The sequence below is a fragment of the Xanthomonas sp. LF06-19 genome (genome assembly GCF_034105425.1).
Classification (GTDB): Bacteria; Pseudomonadota; Gammaproteobacteria; order Xanthomonadales; family Xanthomonadaceae; genus Xanthomonas_A; species Xanthomonas_A sontii.
Genome location: NZ_JAXGGH010000006.1, coordinates 341,409 through 362,408 on the forward strand (window position 1 = coordinate 341,409; position 21,000 = coordinate 362,408).

The window sequence follows — 21,000 nt, forward strand, 5'->3', positions numbered from 1 at the left end:
GTCGGGCCGCCCCACGCATGCTATCGGCTGAGCTGGACTTTTTTGTAGACCGGCTGCACGTTGCCGCCAGTGGCGACCGCGTTCGACGGCGGGCGCTGCTCCAGGGTGAAGGATGCCACGGCCCGTGCCAGTTCGCCCGCCTCGTGTTCCATCGACCGGGCGCTGGCGCTGGCTTCCTCGACCAGGGCGGCATTCTGCTGGGTCGCCTCGTCCATCTGCACGACGGTCTGGTTGACCTGCTCGATGCCGGCCGACTGTTCCTGCGAGGCCGAGGCGATGTCGCGCATGATGTCGGTGACGCGCTGGACCGAGGTCACGATGTCCTGCATGGTGCGGCCGGCCTGGTCGACCAGGGCCGAGCCTTCGGCCACACGGGTCACCGAATCGTCGATCAGGTCCTTGATCTCCTTGGCAGCGTTGGACGAACGCTGCGCCAGCACGCGCACCTCGCTGGCGACCACGGCGAAGCCACGGCCTTGCTCGCCGGCACGCGCGGCCTCGACCGCGGCGTTGAGCGCCAGGATGTTGGTCTGGAAGGCGATGCCGTCGATCACGCTGATGATGTCGGCGATCTTCTTCGACGAGGCTTCGATGCCGCTCATCGTGGTGACCACCTTGCCGACCACGCTGCCGCCTTGCGAGGCGACCGCCGCGGCGCCGACCGCCAACTGGTTGGCCTGGTGCGCATGCTCGGCGTTCTGCTTGACGGTGGAGGTCAGCTCCTCCATCGAGGCGGCGGTTTCCTCCAGGCTGGCGGCCTGCTGTTCGGTGCGGCGCGACAGGTCGTCGTTGCCTGCGGCGATCTCGCCGGCGGCGGTGTTGATCGCGTCCGAGGCGCCCTGGATCTGCCGCACGATCGCCGACAGCTGCTCGGCGGTGGCGTTGGCATCGTCCTTCATGTTTGCGTACACGCCCTGCAGGTCGGCGTCGATGCGCCGCGACAGGTCGCCCTCGGCCAGCGCGCGCAGCATCTGCTGGATGTGGCCCAGGCCGGAGGCGCTGGCGGCGAGCATGGCGTTGATCTGCTCGCCCAACTGCAGCAGGAAGCCGTGCTTGTCGTCCAGGCGGATGCGTCCGCCGAGGTCGCCGGCGACCGCGCCACGCACGATGCCGGCGATCTCCTCTTCCACCGCCACTTCGTCGGTGCGGTCGGCCCATTCCACGACGAAGCCGAGGCGGTTGCCGGTCGCGTCGGTGACCGGATTGACGATCAGGCGCATGGTGTGGCCGCCGACGCGGATCTGCGCGCGGTGCGTGCCGGTCAGCTCGGCGAGCATGCGCGCCTGGTGTTCGGGATGGCGGTGGAACACGTCGATGGTCTTGCCCAGCAATGCGCTGGCATTGAACTGCGGCAGGTCGCGGCGCAGGTCTTCCTGCACCTCGCTGAGCATCTGCAGCAGCGGGCGGTTGACGTAGACGATGCGGCGGTCGGCATCGGCGATCATGACGTTGGTGGTGACATCGTCCAGCGCGCTGCGGATGCGCTGGGTCTCGCGCTGGGCCTCGCTGTCCTGCTCGCGGCTGCGCAGCAGCTGCGCGTTGGCGGCCACCAGGGTGTGGGCGATGGAGCCTTCCGGCAGGTCCAGCTCGCGGATCGCGGCCGACAGCGGCTGTTGCTGGGCGATGGCGCGCGCGGCCTGGGCCAGGGCGTGCGGGTCGTGGCCCACGTCCAGCAGTTGCCGGCGCATCTGCACCGCCATCGGCACCAGGATCGCCGCTTCCACCGCCACGTACAGCGCATGGATCGCCAGGATGCCGATCCCGGCCTCGGCGGTGAACACCCGCACCGGCAGGCCGCGGTGCTGCAGCCAGAAGAACAGCACGTGATGCACGGCGATCGCGGCGGCCGCGACCATGATCGGCCGCCAGTCGCGGTAGTACAGCAGCAGCGCGATCAGCAGGATGACGCCGAAGTGCACTTCGATCATGCCGCCGGCCTGCTGGATCAGCGCCGCGGCCAGCACCATCAGGCCCAAGGCCACGGTGCAGCGGCTCAGCAGGCTGCCCGGATGCAGCTTCACCTGCAGGGCAATGACGGCCAGGGTCGGCAGGCTGACCGCCAGCCACGGCGTCCACGCGCCCTGATGCCAGGCGGCGGCCAGGCTGGCGAGGGTGGCCAGGACCGCGACGACCACGAACAGCCGGTCGGCCTGCGCCGCCAGTTTCTGCAGGTAGACGTAGCGCTCGTTGCCGACGAGAAAGCTGCCTTGGGTAGGCGAGGCGCTCATGAGAGGGATTCCTTGGAGTCGGTGGGACATCCGCACTGGGCGGGAGAGATCAGCGGCGAAGCGCCGCCGGTGGCGAGCAGCCGCGGCAGCAGCGACGCGGCGGCGATGGACGTGCCGCATCCGGCCAGCTGTGCCGGGCCGGCATAGATCAGGCGGGACTGCGCATCGAAGACGATCAGTGCATAGGGCAGGGACGGCGGCGCCAGCCGCTCGCGCAGGTCCACGCTGCGCATCCCTGGCAGTGCGAGCGCCGCAGGTGCAGCGCACTCGCAGCCGGCCACGCGCAGGCGGAACGCCACGGGCTGCCCGTCGGCAGCGTCGATGGCGGGCGCAAAGGCCAGCAGGCGCGCGCGAATGGCCGCGGCGCTGTCGGCCGGCGGCGGCCTGGCGAGCGCCACCAGTTGGCTTGCCGCCCAGATGCTCCAGAGCACCAGCAGCAACAGCCCCCATGGCAGGCGGGTGAAACCTCCCCAACGGGGCGTCGTGGTGGATAGTGCCTGCATTGGAAACCGGCCAGCGCGACGCCGGCACTCACCGGCTGTTCACGTTATCGACAGCGCCTATCGATCCTTAAGGTGGTATTCATCACATTTCACACAGTGGTAACGCCGCTGGTGGGGGGTTTTCGAAAAAAAGGGCTGCCTTGCAGGCCTGGAAACGCAATCGGCCGCGGGGGCGTTCCGCGGCCGATCGGCATATCGGGTTGTTGTTCCGGCGGCGCGGCGTGACAGGCCGAGCCTGGGGGGCGCGACCCGCGCGCCTGGACTCAGGCGGCCACGTGTGCCGGCCTGCGCGCGGCCGGTACCGCCGGCGCACGCGCCGAGGATGCCGCCGCCTGCACCTTGAACACCGCTACGGCCTGGCGCATGTGGCCGGCCTGCTCCTCCATCGAACGCGCGGCGGCGGTGGCTTCTTCCACCAGCGCGGCGTTCTGCTGGGTGCTCTCGTCCATCTGGGTGACGGTGCGGTTGACCTGCTCGATGCCGGACGACTGCTCCTGCGAGGCGACCGCGATCTCGCCCATGATGTCGGTGACGTGCTGCACCGAGGTCACGATTTCCTGCATGGTGGTGCCGGCACGCTCGACCAGGGCCGAGCCTTCGGCGACGCGGCCGACCGACTCGTCGATCAGCGTCTTGATCTCCTTGGCGGCGTTGGCAGATCGCTGGGCGAGGGTGCGCACTTCGGTGGCCACCACGGCGAAACCGCGGCCCTGCTCGCCGGCCCGGGCGGCTTCCACCGCGGCGTTGAGCGCCAGGATGTTGGTCTGGAAGGCGATGCCGTCGATCACCGAAATGATGTCGCCGATCTTCTTCGACGAGGCTTCGATGCCGCTCATGGTCTGCACGACCTGGCCGACCACGTCGCCGCCCTGCGAGGCGACCGAGGCCGCGCCGGCGGCCAGCTGGTTGGCCTGGCGCGCACGTTCGGCGTTCTGCTTGACGGTGGAGGTCAGCTCTTCCATCGACGCAGCGGTTTCCTCGAGGCTGGCCGCCTGCTGCTCGGTGCGGCGCGACAGGTCGTCGTTGCCGGTGGCGATCTCGCTGGCCGCGGCATTGATGCTGACCGCCGCGGTCTGGATGCGCGCGACGATCGCGGCCAGTTGCTCGGTGGTGGCATTGGCGTCGTCGCGCATGGTGGCGAACACGCCCTGGAACTGGCCGTGCATGCGCGCGGTCAGGTCGCCGGCGGCAATGGACTGCAGCAAGGCGGACAGCGCCTGCAGGTTGCCGTCGGCGGTGGCCATCAGCTGGTTGAGGCTGTCGACCATCAGGCGGAAGTCGTACTGGAAGCGCGCGGTGTCGCCACGCACGCTGAAGTCGCCTGCGGCCGCCGCACCGGCCAGATGCTTGATCTCGGTGTTCATCGCGGTCAGGTTGTGCTTGACCGTGTCCATCGTCTCGCTGAGGCGGGCTTTCTCGCCGGGCAGGCGGTCCATGTCCTCGGACAGGTCGCCGATGGCATAGCGGCCCATGATCTGCGCCAGGCGCTCGGTCACGGCGATGTGCGCGGCGGCCAGGGCGTTGCTGTCGCGGACCATGCGCCCGTAGTCGCCGGGGAAGCTGCTCTCGTCCATGCGATAGCTGGTCTGGCCCACGTCGTGGCGCCGCGCCATCTCGGTCTGGGCGGCCAGCACCTCGCGCAACTGTTGCTGCATGCGCTGCATGTCGGCCAGCAGCCGCCCGCTTTCGTCGCGGCTGGGCACCACGATGCGGGCGTCGAGGCGGCCTTCGGCGATGTCGGCGGCGACGCCGGCAGCGCGACGCACGTTGCGGGTCAGGGTGATCAGGGTATGCGCGCAGATCGCCGCGATCAGCAGCGTCAGCACGCCGAGCCCGGCCACCGCGGTCCACATCGCCTGCAGCGAGGCGTCCAGATGACGCTGCGACTGGCGCTGCAGGGCCTGCAAGGCGGTGGCGCTCAGGCCGTGCAGGGCCGCGTCCCAGCCGTGCAGGGCCGCGTTCCAGCGCTGATCGGCATCGGCGCTGCCGCCGTCCAGGGCCTGCGCCAGTTGCGGCAGGGCGCGATCGGCGACGGCGGCTTCGGCGGCGACCGACTGCGACAGGGCCGGATCCGGCTGTTCGAGCAGGCCCAACGCCTTCTTCAGCTCATGCCGCAGGCGGCCCTGATCGCGGGCCAGTTCGGCGATCTGCGCGCGCAGGACCGGGGTGTCGGCGCCGGCCTGCGAGGGGTCGCGCATCGCGTCCAGCCGGGTCAGGGTCTGGCTGGTCACCGGGGCGTAGATCAGGCTGCTGACCACCAGGTGGTAGCTTTCCACGTAAGGCGTATAGACCAGCTGGCTGTCGTCGCGCAGGGCGTCCAGCGCGTCGTCGGCCTGGTCGGCGACCGCCGCGAAGTCGCTGCGCCTGGTCTGCAGGGTCTGCTGCAATTGCGCCAGCGCCGCCGTGCTGCGCTCGAAGCCGGGCAGGGCCGGCACGGTCCGCTGCAGTTCGCGCAGCGCCCGGTCCGCGGTGTCGCGCGCCTGCGCCGTGTCGGCGACGGCGCCGACCTGTTCTTCCTGCAGGGCCGCCAGCAGCCGCAGCATCTCGCGCAATGGCGCGTAGCTGCGCAGCTCGGCGCGGCTGACCTCCACGCCGTCGCTGAGGGTGCGGGTGTACAGCAGCAGGGGAATGGCCAGCCCGATCAAGGCCAGCACGCCGATCAGGCTGAGCTTGCGCGCAATGGGGAGATCGTGCCAGACCCGCAAACGCGAGCGGCGGTCGGAGGCGGGCGGAGCGGCGTGGTTCGCGGAGTGCGACGTCATTGCGCGGGTCTCTGGGGGAAAGCGAAAGAAGGCATGCGCTCGCGAGCAAGCGCATACGATGGGAATGCAAGGGGGGGCGGACAGCGATCGAACTTCGCCGGGCGAAGACGCGCGCATGCGAGGGGATCGCCAGCGCTCGGCCGAATCGGGCAGATCTTTAGCGGCGGCTTGAGACAAAGATTGAATCTGTGATCTCGGCGGAGTTACGCGGCCATCAGGGTTGTGGCGCCCATGTGAGGAAAGGAGTGGGCAGGACATACGCGCTGCGGCGCGCTGCGGATGCAGCGCCGATGCAGGAGCTGCGCGATCTGCAAACGGCCGCACGATTCCGGGATGTGCAGGCCTGTCGAGAAGGCTGCGGGAACCGCGGTGACCGGCGCGTGTTGGCATGTCCTCGCTCGGTCCATTCGCCGATGGACGTGCCGCGCCGCTGTCGCTGGTGTCGCCTGCAGTGGGCGTGATCCGGCCGTGCCGGGCTGGCATCGAGGTCGGGCGAGGCAGGGGCAGTGGGGCGCTGGCGCGCCGTGGCAGGCACGCGATGGTGGCGAGGAGGCGCGGGGCGATGGTGGCGCGTGTCGAGCGCGCGTCGGGGCAGCCGGCGTTCGATCAGGCAGGGGATGGCGGAATGTGCCGCTGGTGCAGGCGAGGTGGCCAGGCCGTGTGCGCCTGGCCACCGCCGTGGCCTCAGAACTCCCGCCAGGCGTCGCCGTTGCTGCCGGCGGCCACGACCGGACGGCGTGCCGCCGGTTGCGGCGCCGCGCCGGCCTTGCTCGCAACCCGCGCCGCCGGCTTGGCCGGTACCGCGCGGACCGCGGCCGGCGGCGCGATCGTGGCGACACGGTCGATCTTGAACAGCGCGACTGCATCGCTGAGCTGCACCGCCTGTTCTTCCATCGAGCGCGCGGCGGCGGTGGCTTCTTCGACCAGCGCGGCGTTCTGCTGGGTGGTCTCGTCCATCTGGGTGACGGTCTGGTTGACCTGCTCGATGCCGGCGGACTGCTCCTGCGAGGCCGCCGAGATCTCGCCCATGATGTCGGTGACACGCTGCACCGAGGCGACGATCTCGTTCATGGTGCGGCCCGCCTGGTCGACCAGCGCCGAGCCGGTGGCGACGCGGCCGACCGAGTCGTCGATCAGCGTCTTGATCTCCTTGGCGGCATTGGCCGAACGCTGGGCGAGGGTGCGCACTTCGCTGGCGACCACCGCGAAGCCGCGGCCCTGTTCGCCGGCACGGGCGGCTTCCACGGCGGCGTTGAGCGCCAGGATGTTGGTCTGGAAGGCGATGCCGTCGATGACCGAGATGATGTCGGCGATCCTCTTCGACGAGGCCTCGATGCCGCTCATGGTCTCGACCACCTGGCCGACAACGCTGCCGCCTTGCGAGGCGACCGCCGCCGCACCCACTGCCAACTGGTTGGCCTGGCGCGCGTGCTCGGCATTCTGCTTCACGGTGGAGGTCAGCTCCTCCATCGACGCGGCGGTTTCTTCCAGGCTCGCCGCCTGCTGCTCGGTGCGGCGCGACAGGTCGTCGTTGCCGGCGGCGATTTCGGTGGCAGCGGCATTGATGCTGACCGCCGCGGTCTGGATGCGGCCGACGATGCCGGTCAACTGGTCGGCGGTGGCGTTGGCGTCGTCGCGCATGGTGGCGAACACGCCGTGGAACTCGCCTTCCATGCGCGCGGTGAGGTCGCCGGCGGCGATGGACTGCAGCAACGCCGACAGCTTGCCCAGGTTGTTGTCGCTGACCTCCATCATCGCGTTGAGGTCCTGCACCATCAGCCGGAAGTCGTGTTGGAAGTGCGCGGCATCGCCGCGGGCGCTGAAGTCGCCGGCGGCGGCGGCCGCCGCCAGGCGCTTGATCTCGGTATTGATCGCCAGCAGGCTGGCCTTGGCCGCATCCATAGACTCGTGCAGGACCGCGCGGCTGCCGGGCAGGCGCCGGGCGTCGCGGCGCAGGTCGCCATTGGCGTATTCGTTGAGCACGCCGATGGCGTCGACGATGGCGTCCAGGTGCTCGAACATCATGGTGTTGATGCCCTTGCTCAGCTCGCCGTACACGCCCGGGAAGTCCTGCGGCATGCGGTGGGACATGTCCTTGTCGGCATGCAGCTCGATCATCAACGCGGTTTCGCTGGAGAAGCGCTGCAATTGGGTCTGCATCCGGCCCATCGCGACCAGCAGGCGGCCGGGTTCGTCGCGCGCGTCAGTGCTCACGTCGTTGTCCAGGCGGCCATCGGCGATGGCTTCGGCGGCGCGGGTGGCGCGGCCGAGCGGCCCGGTCAGGCTACGGGTGATCGTCCAGCCCAGCAGGCCGCTGACCAGCAGGACCGCAAGGCCGCCGGAGATGAGGATGACGCGGCCCCGCGCCATCGCTGCCGAGGAGATCGCATAGGCCTCCCGGCTCAAGCGCCGCTGCAGATCGGCATTGGCGCGGATCGCCGCCTGCTGCTTCTCCATCGCCACCGCGGCATCGCCCAGCAGCAATGCCTGCGCCTGGGCGTTCTGGTCCTTCTCGCCGAGCGCCAGCACCTGGTTGTTGAGTTGCACCGACTGCGCCCGCGTGCGCTCGATCGTGGCCATGGCCTGGCGTTCGGCCGGGGTCGCCGGCATCGCCGACAATGCATCGTGCGCGGCCTTGTAGCGCGCCCGGTTGCGCTGCACGATGTCGATCATCTTCTGGTTGGCCGCATCGCCATCGACGATGGTGATGGACAGCAGCCCGATCTGCACATTGGTGTTGGCGTCCAGCATCTCGTTGGAGAGGCGGACCTTTTCCATGTTGCCGTTGACGATGCTGTCCAGTTCGCGATGCGCCCTGGCCATGGTCAGCAGCCCCATGGCGACCAGTACACCGGACAACAGGATGAGGATGCCGAACGCCATGCCCAGGCGCCGACCGACGTTGTAGCGTTGCAGAAGTGCGTTCATAGCCGACCTTTGGGGGACAGAAGGAGTCGGGTCGCACGCGCTGGCAGGCCAGCGTTGCGGCGCCTCGTGGCGATGCGCTGCCACCCCATGGATATCGACATGGCGGCCAGGAATTGAGTGGTGTGCGGATCCTTGTTGGCAGGCAGTTAGGAAGCTGTCTGCCTTCCGACGCGTGTTGGTCGGCGAAGGCAAAATCCGACGTGGTTCCGACATGCGCCGGCGTGTAATGCACCGAGCTATGGTTCGCGTATTGCAGGAATGCGCAGCTGCGTAAGGGCTGCGCTGCGAACGCCGGGCGTTACCGCCGGGACCGGTCGCCATGCCGGCGGCATGGCGACCGTACGACTCAGAACTCCTGCCAGTCGCCGCCGGCCGCGACCGCGGTGCGCTTGGCGGGCTGCCGCTGCGGACGCGCCGTCGCCTTGGCCGCCCGCGGCGCGTTGACCGTGGCAGGCGGCGCCGTTGCCGCACGCACGCCGGCGTTGTCGATCTTGAACAACGCCACGGTGTCGCTGAGCTGGCCGGCTTGTTCCTCCATCGAGCGTGCGGCGGCGGTGGCTTCTTCCACCAATGCGGCGTTCTGCTGAGTGGCCTCGTCCATCTGGGTGACGGTCTGGTTGACCTGCTCGATCCCCGATGCCTGCTCCTGCGAGGCCGCCGAGATCTCGCCCATGATGTCGGTGACGCGTTGCACCGAGGCCACGATCTCGCTCATCGTGCGACCGGCCTGATCGACCAGCGCCGAGCCCTCGGCCACGCGCGCGACCGAGTCGTCGATCAGCGTCTTGATCTCCTTGGCCGCGCCGGCCGAGCGTTGTGCCAGGGTGCGCACTTCGCTGGCGACCACGGCGAAGCCGCGGCCCTGGTCGCCAGCGCGCGCCGCTTCCACCGCCGCATTCAAGGCCAGGATATTGGTCTGGAAGGCGATGCCGTCGATGACGCTGATGATGTCGGCAATCTTCTTCGACGAGGCCTCGATCCCGCTCATGGTCTGAACAACCTGGCCGACCACGTTGCCGCCCTGTGAGGCCACAGAAGCCGCGCCCACCGCCAACTGGTTGGCCTGACGCGCGTGCTCGGCGTTCTGCTTGACCGTGGAGGTCAGTTCCTCCATCGACGCGGCGGTTTCTTCCAGGCTTGCCGCCTGCTGCTCGGTGCGGCGCGACAGGTCGTCGTTGCCGGCGGCGATTTCGGTCGAGGCCGCGTTGATGCTGACCGCCGCGGTCTGGATGCGACCGACGATGCCGGTCAGCTGTTCGACGGTGGCGTTGGCGTCGTCGCGCATCCGCGCGAACACGCCGCGGAACTCGCCATCCATGCGCGCGGTGAGATCCCCGGCGGCGATGGATTGCAGCAGGGCCGACAGCTTGCCCAGGTTGTGGTCGCTGACCTCCATCATCGCGTTGAGGTCCTGCACCATCAGCCGGAAATCGTGCTGGAAGTGCGCGGCATCGCCGCGGGCGCTGAAGTCGCCGGCGGCGGCGGCCGCGGCCAGGCGCTTGATCTCGGTATTGATCGCCAGCAGGCTGGCCTTGGCCGCGTCCATCGATTCGTGCAGCACCGCGCGGCTGCCAGGCAGGCGCCGGGCGTCGCGGCGCAGGTCGCCGTTGGCGTATTCGTTGAGCACGCCGATGGCATCGACGATGGCGTCCAGATGCTCGAACATCATGGTGTTGATGCCCTTGCTCAACTCGCCGTACACGCCCGGGAAATCCAGCGGCATGCGGTGGCTGATGTCCTTGTCGGCATGCAGTTCGATCATCAACGCCGTTTCGCCGGAGAAGCGCTGCAACTGCCGCTGCATCGCGTCCATCGCCAGCAGCAGGCGTCCCGGCTCGTCGCGGGCGTTGGTCGTGACGTCGTTGTCCAGGCGGCCGCTGGCGATGGCCTCGGCGGCACGCGTGGCGCGGTTCAGCGGCATGGTCAGGCTGCGGGTGATCGCCCAGGCCAGGAAGACGCTGACGACCAGGACGGCCACTCCACCTGCGATGAGCATGTTGCGGCCGCGCGCCATGGCGCGCGTTGCCGTGGCGTAGGCGTCGTGCGTCTGCTGTTCCTGCAAGGCGACGTTCTGGCGGATTTTCGCTTGCCACGCCAGCGTGGCCGGGCGCGAACGCTCGCTCAGCAGTGTCTGCGCCTCGGCGTTGCGCCCGGCGTTCGCCAGGTCGATCACCTGATTGTTGAGGGTACGCGCGATATCGCGCGCCGCATCGATGTCGGCGCGCAATTTGACCACGCTTGCACTGGTTGCGGGAAACTTTTCCAGTTCGTTGCGCAGGTCGCTATAGCGTTGACGCTTATCCTTGATCTCGGCGAGCGCCTCTTTGTTGAGATCCTCGCTGGTCACCATGGACAGCGTGCCGAGTGCGACCAGGATGCTTGAGTTGGCATCGAGCATGCCGTTGCTGATCCGCATCTTCTCGACACTGACCTTGACGATGTTGTCCAGTTCATGGCGCGCGCCTGCCATGGATAAAAGGCCGGCCGCGACCAGCAGGCAGGACAGCAGGATCAGCAGGCCGAAGGCAGCGCCGAGGCGGCGTCCCACGTTGTAGCGTTGCAGAAAGGAATTCATGTCGACCTCTTCGTTGACGGTGTCCCTGGCACGTCCAGGTCCTTGTCCCTACAGGCTCCGGCGGCATGTGCGTGGCCGGAGTGGCGAGCGTGGCGGTCAGAAAAGTGAAGAAAGAAACCCAATATCTTGCTGTACACCATGTTTTGCCGTCGCTCGAAGGTGATATCGGCGTAACGGCGTAGTTCTGGATGCGTCGTTGGTCGTAAGGCGATTCCCGACGCTGTCTGATTCATTTCCCTACACGCCTCCTCAAGCGGTGAGCGGCTGCCACTGGGTGCCGATCGCGTCGGCGATGGCCTGCGCGTTCGGTTGAGGCGCCTGCGTGGCATGCGACGTTGCAGCAGTGGCCGAATGGCCGGCCACCACCGCGGCGACGAAGGCTGGGGAAGGGGCGGCACGCGTGGCATGCTGTTCCAATCGGAACACGGCCACCGCGTCGCTCAGCTGCGCCGCCTGGTCCTCCATCGACCGCGCCGCCGCCGTGGCTTCTTCGACCAGGGCAGCGTTCTGCTGGGTGCTCTCGTCCATCTGCGTGACGGTGCGGTTGACCTGCTCGATGCCGGCGGACTGCTCCTGCGAGGCGGCGGAAATCTCGCCCATGATGTCGGTGACGCGGCCCACCGAGGCCACGATCTCCTGCATGGTCTGGCCGGCGCGCTGTACCAGTTCCGCGCCGGTGGCGACGCGGCCGACCGAGTCGTCGATCAGACCCTTGATCTCCTTGGCGGCGTTGGCCGAGCGTTGCGCCAGCACCCGCACCTCGCTGGCGACGACCGCGAAACCGCGGCCCTGTTCGCCGGCGCGTGCGGCTTCCACCGCGGCGTTGAGCGCCAGGATGTTGGTCTGGAAGGCGATGCCGTCGATCACCGAAATGATGTCGGCGATCTTCTTCGATGCGGTCTCGATGCCGCTCATGGTGTCCACCACCTGGCCGACCACCGCGCCGCCTTGCGAGGCGACCGCGGCGGCGCCGGCGGCGAGCTGGTTGGCCTGGCGCGCGTGCTCGGCGTTCTGCTTCACCGTGGCGGTCAGCTCTTCCATCGAGGCGGCGGTTTCCTCCAGGCTGGCGGCCTGCTGTTCGGTGCGCTGCGACAGGTCGCTGTTGCCCTGGGCGATTTCGGTGGCGGCGCTGTGGATGTCGCCGGCGGCGCGCTGGATGCGGCCGACGATGTCGGCCAGGCGCTCGGCGGTGCCGTTGGCGTCGTCGCGCATGGTGGCGAAGATGCCGTGGAAGTCGCCGTGCATGCGCGCGCCGAGATCGCCGTCGGCCAGCGCGCTGAGCAGCCGCGAGACCTCGGCGATGCTGATCGCGTTGGCGTCGAGCAGGCCGTTGAGTTGCTGCGCCAGCATCAGGAAGAAGCCTTGCTTGCCGGTGCGGTCGATGCGCTGCGACAGGTCGCCGGCGGCGGCGCTGCGCACCACCGCGGCCACTTCCGCTTCGACACGGGTCTCGGCGGTGCGGTCGCGCCATTCGCAGACGAAGCCCAGGTGCGCGCCCTCGGCATTGCGGATGGCGGAAATCTCCTGGGCGATGCAGACCTCGCGGTAGCGCACCTCGCGCTGCGCCGCGCCTTGCCGATCCAGCCGCTGGTAGATCTCCGCGTCCTGCGAATTGCCGACTTCCAGCAGCGCCACCGATTGGCCCAGCAGCGGCGCAGAGCGATCGAACGCCGGCGCGCAGGCGCGGATGTCCTCGGCGTGGGTCTGCAGCAGGGTCTGCAGCGCGGTGTTGGCGTAGATGATGGTCAGGTCGGGATCGGCGATGTACATGCCGGTGGACGCGTTGTCCAGGGCGGTGCGGATGCGCAGGTTCTCCGCGGCGACGCTGCGCTCGCGTTCGATGCGCTCGCGCAGTTCGCGCTGCATCCGCGCCAGCGCCGCCATCAGGCTGCGCCCGTGCCTGGCCGCGACCGGGATCGGCTGGTCCAGGCGGCCCTCGGCGATGCGCTGGGCCGCGTCCATCGCCACCCGCGGCTCGCCGCCGAGCAATTGCGCGACCGAGCGCAGGATCCAGGCTGCGGCGGCGGCCAGGCACAGCACGGCCACCAGCACCGCGCCTGCCTGCTGCCAGGTGGCGCGCTGGCTCTGCTGTTCGGCGGCTTTGCGGCTCTGCTCGTTCAGCGCCAGGATGCTGTCGCTGATCGTGTCCATCTCGGCTTCCAGCCGCGTGAACTGCGCGGTGAAGTCGGCATAGGCGGCACTGCTGTCGCCCTGCGACTCGGCCAGCGTCACCACCTTGTCGGCGGCGGCGATGTAGCGCTGCAACGCCGGTCCCGCCGCATCCAGTTGCGCGCGCAGGGTGCCGTCCAGCGGCAGCTTCTGGTTGTCGTCCAGCGCCTTGCGGAACTCGCCGGCGTGTTCGCCCAGCGCCGCGCGCGCCGCCTTGACCCCGTCCGCATCCTGGTGCGCCGCCGCCAGCAGCGCAGCGGTGACGTCGCCACGCAGTGCGTCATGCATCATGTCGGCCTGCATGTGGTTGCGCAGCGCGTCCGAGGATACGACCTGCGCGGCGACCGAGCGCAGCAGCCCCTGCTGCGCGCCGTAGCCGACCCCGCCCAGCGCGAGCAGGGCGAGCACCGCCACCAGCACCAGGATCCCGAGCATATGCATGATTTTCATCGGTGTGGCCCGATCAGAAACGGAAGGACAGGCCCGCGCCGAGCGCGTGGTCCGGCGAACGGTCGTTGAGGCCGCGGCTGTACACCACGTCCAGCTGCACGTCCTGGGTGAGCAGCCAGGCCGAGCCGATGTCGAGCAGGGCGATGGTGCCGCCGTCGTCGGCATGCGCGATCTGCGGCAGGGCCAGCTCCACGAACGAGCGGGTGCGGTCGTTCCAGGCCTTGCCCAGCACCACGCCGAAGATGCCGGCGGTGTAGCGATGCCCGCCGTCGCCTTCGTCGCGGATCACGCCCGGCATCATGCCCAGGGACACGCTGTCGCTGAGTTCCCATTCGGCCACCAGGCGGAACGAGGGGCGTGCGCCGCTGCCGCGTACGTTGCGCGCGCCGCTGGGCAGGTCCACGTGCAGCAGCCAGGCCAGCGAGGCGCCGCCGATCTCGCTGGCCAGGTGGTGCTTGAGGCCCAGCGAGATGTCGGAGAAGCCGGAGACGTCGCCGCCGACGGGGACGTCGATGGTCTGCCAGCCGTCGGTCTCCAGGCGCAGTTCCCAGGTCGGGCCGATGCCGTAGCGGAACAGGGTGGGCGTGGCATAGCCGTCGACATCGCCGTCGCGTTCCCAGGCCACGCTGGTTTCCACCTGCAGGCGGCGGTCGCCGACGGTGAGGCTGGATTCGACGAAGTCCGGGCGATCGGTGGCGATCGGCTCGGCCTCGGCATGGACATGGCCTGCGAGGCTGGCGAGGCCGCACAAGGTCAGACAGGTGGCGATAACGCGTCGCTTCATGGCGGCTCCCGTGGCGGTTCGGTCGGAACCGTGGATCCGGGCGCAGTGCGGCCGGCGCCGGGGCGCGCGTCGCGGCGCCCATGGCATGGCAGTTCCGCTTTCTATATCGACCCTGAATACACTTTCTTTACGAGCGTGACGCGCTAAGCGCTCTGTGGGACGTCGTCACCCGCTGCCCCGCAGCCGCACCGCGAGACGCACAGCGCGCCTCGCGGTGGCAGCGGGGCGCTGCAGCGGCTCAGAACTCCTGCCACTGCCCGTCGTCGGTCGACGCGGTCGCGCGCGGGACCGCCCGCAGCGGGGCCGCTGCCGGTCGCCGCGGCGTTGCTGCCGGGGCGGCCGGAGCAGGCGGAGCAGGGCGGCGCACAGGCGCCGGCGCGGCGCTCGCCACCGCGGCGCTGGTGTCCAGCTTGAACAGGGCCACGGCCTGGTTGAGCTGGCCGGCCTGGTCTTCCATCGAACGCGCCGCGGCGGTGGCTTCCTCGACCAGCGCGGCGTTCTGCTGGGTGGCCTCGTCCATCTGGGTGATGGTCTGGTTGACCTGCTCGATGCCGGCGGACTGCTCCTGCGAGGCGGCCGAGATCTCGCCCATGATGTCGGTGACGCGCTGCACCGAGGCGACGATCTCCTGCATGGTGGTGCCGGCCTGTTCGACCAGGGCGGAACCTTGTGCGACACGGCCGACCGAGTCGTCGATCAGGCCCTTGATCTCCTTGGCGGCATTGGCAGAGCGCTGGGCGAGGGTTCGCACTTCGCTGGCGACCACGGCGAAGCCGCGGCCCTGTTCGCCGGCACGCGCCGCTTCCACGGCCGCGTTCAAGGCGAGGATGTTGGTCTGGAAGGCGATGCCGTCGATCACGCTGATGATGTCGGCGATCTTCTTCGACGAGGCCTCGATCCCACTCATGGTCTCGACCACCTGGCCGACCACCGCGCCGCCCTGCGAGGCGACCGTGGCTGCACCGGTGGCGAGCTGGTTGGCCTGGCGGGCGTGCTCGGCGTTCTGCTTGACCGTGGAGGTCAGCTCTTCCATCGACGCAGCGGTCTCTTCCAGGCTGGCCGCCTGCTGTTCGGTGCGGCGCGACAGATCGTCGTTGCCGGCGGCGATCTCGGCCGCGGCGCCGTTGATGCTGACCGCGGCGGTCTGGATGCGCGCGACGATGGCGGCCAGCTGTTCGGTGGTGGCATTGGCGTCGTCGCGCATGGTGGCGAACACGCCCTGGAACTGGCCGTGCATGCGCGCGGTCAGATCGCCGGCGGCGATCGCTTTCAACAGCGTGGACAGCGCCTGCAGGTTGCCATCGGCGGTGGCCATCAACTGATTGAGGCTCTCGACCATCAGGCGGAAGTCGTACTGGAAGCGCTCGGCGTCGCCACGCACGCTGAAGTCGCCGGCGGCGGCGGCGCCGGCCAGGTGCTTGATCTCGGTGTTCATCGCGGTGAGGTTGCGCTTGACCGTGTCCATGGTTTCGGTCAGCACCGCCTTTTCGCCGGGCAGCCGATCCATGTCCTCGGACAGGTCGCCGATGGCGTAGCGGCCCATGATCTGCGCCAGGCGCATCTTGACCGCGATATGCGAGGCGGCCAGGGCGTTGCTGTCGTGGACCATGCGCCCGTAGTCGCCGGGGAAGGCCGCTTCGTCCATGCGGTAGCTGATCTCGCCGGCGTCGTGGCGCTGGGCCATCTCCTTCTGCGCGTCGAGTACCGCGCGCAGCTGCTGCTGCATGCGTTGCAGCGATCCCAGCAGCTGCCCCAATTCGTCGTTGCGCGGATACTGGATGCGGCTGTCCAGGCGGCCGGCGGCGACCGCGCTGGAGACTTCCACCGCACTGGCCAGCGGCTTGACCACCAGCCGCCGCAGCAGCAGGTAGAGTCCGCCGCTGAGCAGCAGCGCGGCGCACAGGCCGACCGCCACGATGGTCCACAGCAGGCTGCGCGCCTGCGCCATCAGCACCGCCTTCGGCACCGCCACGCCCAGCGCGAAGCGCTCCTGGGCCTGGCCGATCTGCAGCGGCACATACACTTCCACGTCGGTGGCGCCGGTCTGCGGATCGACGGTGTTGCGGCCGACGGTCTTGCCCTGGGCGATCTCGGCCAGCAAGGCGCGGGTGGCCGGATCCTGCAGCTTCTTGCCGACCAGTGCCGGATCGCGGTCGGCGACGATGGCGCCGCCCGGCGAGAGCAGGCGCACGCGGCCGGCACCGAGCGGGCGCAGCTTGGCGACGCGCTGCTGCAGCGTGGCCAGGCCGAAATCGGTGGTGACCACGCCCAGGAACTTGCCGTCTTCCAGGATCGGCGTGCTGACCGTGGTCATCAGCACCTTCTTGCCGGCGATCTCGTAATCGTAGGGTTCGGCGACGGTCGGCCGCAGCAGCTTGCGCGGATTCAGATACCAGTCGCCGGCGCCGGCCACGTCGTAGTCGCGCAGCGGATCGCGCACCAGTTTCCCGTTCTGCCAGGACCAGTACACCATGTAGCGGCCGCTGGCGTCATGGCCTGCGCTGTTGACGTAGTCCGCGTCCTTGCCGTCCAGCGCCTGCGGTTCCCATAGCGTGCCCATGCCGGTCCAGTCCGGATGCTGCTGCAGTTCGCGGCGCAGGCTGTCGCTGAACAACTCGCGGGCCTTGTCGTGGCCGCGCTGGGCGAGCAGGGCATTGGCCAGCGCCTGGTTGGAGACCGCGGAGGCGCCGATGGTGTTGCCGATGCGCTCCGATTCCAGGCGCGCGGTGTCGGTCATGCCGACCTTGGCGGAGGCGAGCAGGGCGGAACTGCTGCGGGCGTAGATGATGGCGGCGGTAATGCCGAAGCACAGCAGGGCGATCGCGGCCACGCCGAGCATCAGGCGGGTGGCGACACTGCTCGGGCGAGTGGAGGACGTCGTGGACATCGCGGTCGTCTCGATGGAGAGGAGGGAAAGATCGCGCTGTCGTGGACCGGAGCCTGTTGCCTGCGGGCACAGCAGACCGGAGCGGAGACGTGCGCGACCTTCCGGTTATCGGCACGGCGTCCCAGAAATGTAGGGCGTGTTTGTGGTGCAACGCCACACGCGCCCCGGCACCGGCCATGGGGCCGGAACCGGATGCTCTGTCGGTCGCGTTGGACGGCACCGCATCGCGATCGTTCCCCGATCACGGCAGGTCGAGCGTCGGGCGCGGCGCCGAGCCGCACGACCAAGGCGGCTCGGCGGCCGACAGGACGATGACAACGAAAAAGCCCCGGGAGCGATCGCTCCCGGGGCCGTCGACGCGGACCGGCGGCGACGGCGCGTGCTCAGAACTCCTGCCAGCTGTCGTCGCCCGCCGCGACCGCGACCGGCCGGGCCGATTGCCGGACCGGACGGGCGGCGGGCTTGGCCACCGGCTTGGCCGCCGACCGGGCGGCCGGGCGGCTCGGTGCGCTGGGGACAGCCGGATGGCCGAGCGGGGCGCTGCTCGCCTCGATCTTGAACACCGCCACGGCCTGGCTCAGCTGGCCGGCCTGTTCTTCCATCGAACGCGCGGCGGCGGTGGCTTCTTCGACCAGCGCGGCGTTCTGCTGGGTGGTTTCGTCCATCTGGGTGACGGTCTGGTTGACCTGCTCGATGCCGGCGGACTGCTCCTGCGAGGCGGCGGCGATCTCGCCCATGATGTCGGTGACGCGCTGCACCGAGGTCACGATCTCCTGCATGGTCTTGCCCGCCTGGTCGACCAGCGCCGAGCCCTGGGCGACACGGCCGACGGAGTCGTCGATCAGACCCTTGATCTCCTTGGCGGCGTTGGCCGAGCGCTGGGCGAGGGTGCGCACTTCGCTGGCGACCACGGCGAAGCCACGGCCCTGTTCGCCGGCACGCGCCGCTTCCACCGCCGCATTCAAGGCAAGAATGTTGGTCTGGAAGGCGATGCCGTCGATGACGCTGATGATGTCGGCGATCTTCTTCGAGGACGCCTCGATCCCGCTCATGGTCTCGACCACCTGGCCGACCACCGCGCCGCCCTGCGAGGCAACCGTGGCTGCACCGGTGGCGAGCTGGTTGGCCTGGCGGGCGTGCTCGGCGTTCTGCTTGACGGTGGAGGTCAGTTCCTCCATCGACGCGGCGGTTTCTTCGAGGCTGGCGGCCTGTTGTTCGGTCCGGCGCGACAGATCGTCGTTGCCGGCGGCGATCTCGCTGGCGGCGCCGTTGATGCTGACCGCCGCGGTCTGGATCCGCGCGACGATCGCCGCGAGCTGTTCGGCGGTGGCGTTGGCATCGTCGCGCATGGTGGCGAACACGCCCTGGAACTGGCCGTGCATGCGCGCGGTCAGGTCGCCGGCGGCGATGGACTGCAGCAGTGCCGACAACGCCTGCAGGTTGCCGTCGGCGGTGGCCATCAACTGGTTGAGGCTCTCGACCATCAGGCGGAAGTCGTACTGGAAGCGCTCGGTATCGCCACGCACGCTGAAGTCGCCGGCGGCCGCCGCACCGGCCAGGTGCTTGATCTCGGTATTCATCGCGGTCAGGTTGTGCTTGACCGTGTCCATCGTTTCGGTCAGCACCGCCTTTTCGCCGGGCAGGCGGTCCATGTCCTCGGACAGGTCGCCGATGGCGTAGCGGCCCATGATCTGTGCCAGGCGCAGTTTGACCGCGATGTGCGCGGCGACCAGCGTATTGCTGTCGTGGACCATGCGGCCGTAGTCGCCGGGGAACACGGTTTCGTCCATGCGGAAGCTGATCTGGCCGGCGTCATGGCGCTGGGCCATCTCCGCCTGCGCGGCGAGCACCGCCTGCAACTGGCTCTGCATCTTGTCCATGCTCAGCAACAGCACGCCGGCCTCGTCCTTGCTGCGCAGGTCGATGGCATTGTCGAGCTTGCCGCGGGCGATGGCATCGGCCACGCCGATCGCGGTGCCCAGGCGCTTGAGCAACTGGCGGCGGATCACGATCGCCATGCCGATCGCGGCCACGATCACCAGCAGGTTGCCCAGCAGCACCGCCCACTTGTTCTGCGCGCGCACGGCGATCAGGGTGTCGGTGCGCTTGGCCAGCAGGCCGCGCTCTTCGTTGGTGAAGTCGCGGAGCAGGCCGCGGATCTCCTGCATCGCCTTGCGGTCGCGGGCCTGGCCGAACGCCGCGGTGATCTTTGCCGGGTCGTCGGATTGGGCGCGCAGCGCGATGATCTGCTTCTCGATGCCGACCAGGTCATCGAACGCCGCGTGCACCTTCTCCAGCCGCGCCTGCTGGCGTGGATTGTCCGCGGTCAGGCGCTTGGCCTCGGCGAAGTTCTTTTCGAATTCGGCGACGCCCGTGGTGAACGGTTGCAGATGCTGCTGCTCGCCCGCCAGCAGATAGCCACGCGAGCCGGTCTCGACGTTGAGGGCATCGATTTCCATCATGTCGCCGGTGGCCATCACCTTGTAGGTATGGTCGTTCATGTCGGCGGCGTTGTTGAGCGAAGAGAGGCTGCTCAGGCTGATCGAGCCGATGATCACCGTGATGAGCACGATGATCGCGAAACTGAGCGCGAGCCTGGCGGAAAGACTGAGATTCTTGAGCGTCATCGTCGTGGTCCTGGAGGAAAAGTGAAGCGTTGGGGATGGCGTACCCCTTGCCTGAGTCGATGTCCGCGGAGGCGCTGGGCGGTGCCTATCTATTTCGTCTGCACATCGAAAGAATGAAATTGATAGTTTTTGTAAATTTAATAGATGTTCGCGATTGAAACTTATTCGGCGATTTGGCGTTTCTTTGCTTCAGTCGCCCTGTGGCAACTCTTGTTCAAATTCGTAGACAATTTGTGTGTGCTCCCGCCGTATCGGCGTGTGCGCTCTGTTCTTTAAGGCGGGATGGTGCGGATTTAGATGCGCTTCACGTTGGCTTCACTCCGACAGGGATAGGCGTCGCGCTTTTCCGGGCGCCACGCCCGTCGATTCGCCTCCGGCCGTGTGGAATGACTCAAAAAAAGAGCCCGGGAGCTGGCGCTCCCGGGCTTCGTTACCCGTGTCAGTGGGATGCGCGGTGAAGCGCGATCAGAACTCCTGCCAGTCGCCACCGCCCGCAACCACGTCTGTGGTCTTGGCTGCAGCAACGGCCACCGGCCGGCGTGCGGCCGCTGGCGGTGCAGGCATCTTGGCCGGTCGCTTGGCGCCGACGCTGGCGAGCGCGGCCGGCGGCGCGGCGCGGCGCGGTGCCGTCGGCGCCTGCTGGTCGATCTTGAACAGGGCCACGGCCTGGCTCAGCTGGCCGGCCTGATCCTCCATCGAACGCGCGGCGGCGGTAGCTTCTTCCACCAGGGCAGCGTTCTGCTGGGTGGCCTCGTCCATCTGCATCACGGTCTGGTTGACCTGCTCGATGCCGGCCGACTGTTCCTGCGAGGCGGCGGAGATCTCGCCCATGATGTCGGTGACGCGCTGCACCGAGGCCACGATCTCCTGCATGGTCTTGCCGGCCTGGTCGACCAGCGCCGAGCCCTGGGCGACGCGGCCGACCGAGTCGTCGATCAGGTCCTTGATCTCCTTGGCCGCATTCGACGAGCGCTGGGCGAGGGTGCGCACTTCGCTGGCGACCACGGCGAAGCCGCGGCCCTGCTCGCCGGCACGCGCCGCTTCCACCGCCGCATTCAAGGCCAGGATATTGGTCTGGAAGGCGATA

At 68.8% G+C, this 21,000-nt stretch carries 10 protein-coding genes; all 10 read right to left on the minus strand.

Going from position 1 to position 21,000, the window contains the following annotated elements:
• Window positions 1-20: 20 nt before the first annotated feature.
• The gene (locus tag SLW55_RS14195; protein WP_320745318.1) at window positions 21-2,228 is read right to left on the minus strand and encodes a methyl-accepting chemotaxis protein; all 2,208 of its coding nucleotides are present in this window, start codon (window positions 2,226-2,228) and stop codon (window positions 21-23) included.
• Complete coding sequence (locus SLW55_RS14200; protein WP_320745329.1) at window positions 2,225-2,659, minus strand: hypothetical protein; 435 nt, start codon at window positions 2,657-2,659, stop codon at window positions 2,225-2,227. Before SLW55_RS14200 ends, SLW55_RS14195 begins: the two co-directional genes overlap by 4 nt.
• Window positions 2,660-2,994: 335 nt before the next feature.
• The gene (locus tag SLW55_RS14205; RefSeq protein WP_320745319.1) at window positions 2,995-5,493 is read right to left on the minus strand and encodes a methyl-accepting chemotaxis protein; all 2,499 of its coding nucleotides are present in this window, start codon (window positions 5,491-5,493) and stop codon (window positions 2,995-2,997) included.
• Window positions 5,494-6,177: 684 nt separating this feature from the next.
• On the minus strand, window positions 6,178-8,421 hold the full coding sequence (locus tag SLW55_RS14210; RefSeq protein WP_320745320.1) for a methyl-accepting chemotaxis protein: 2,244 nt from the start codon (window positions 8,419-8,421) through the stop codon (window positions 6,178-6,180).
• 346 nt (window positions 8,422-8,767) lie between these two features.
• Window positions 8,768-10,996 (minus strand): methyl-accepting chemotaxis protein, encoded by a 2,229-nt coding sequence (locus SLW55_RS14215; protein ID WP_320745321.1) that lies wholly within the window; start codon window positions 10,994-10,996, stop codon window positions 8,768-8,770.
• A 249-nt stretch (window positions 10,997-11,245) separates the two neighbouring features.
• Window positions 11,246-13,615, minus strand: a complete 2,370-nt coding sequence (locus SLW55_RS14220) for a methyl-accepting chemotaxis protein (protein WP_267100621.1) — start codon at window positions 13,613-13,615, stop codon at window positions 11,246-11,248.
• A 13-nt stretch (window positions 13,616-13,628) separates the two neighbouring features.
• Window positions 13,629-14,399, minus strand: a complete 771-nt coding sequence (locus SLW55_RS14225; RefSeq protein ID WP_017913687.1) for a transporter — start codon at window positions 14,397-14,399, stop codon at window positions 13,629-13,631.
• A 238-nt stretch (window positions 14,400-14,637) separates the two neighbouring features.
• Window positions 14,638-17,286 (minus strand): methyl-accepting chemotaxis protein, encoded by a 2,649-nt coding sequence (locus SLW55_RS14230; protein WP_152180600.1) that lies wholly within the window; start codon window positions 17,284-17,286, stop codon window positions 14,638-14,640.
• A gap of 383 nt (window positions 17,287-17,669) precedes the next feature.
• Window positions 17,670-19,913, minus strand: coding sequence for a methyl-accepting chemotaxis protein (locus tag SLW55_RS14235; protein ID WP_152236988.1), 2,244 nt, complete (start codon window positions 19,911-19,913; stop codon window positions 17,670-17,672).
• Window positions 19,914-20,378: 465 nt separating this feature from the next.
• The coding region (locus SLW55_RS14240; RefSeq protein WP_320745322.1) for a methyl-accepting chemotaxis protein at window positions 20,379-21,000 on the minus strand (622 nt) is incomplete at its 5' end.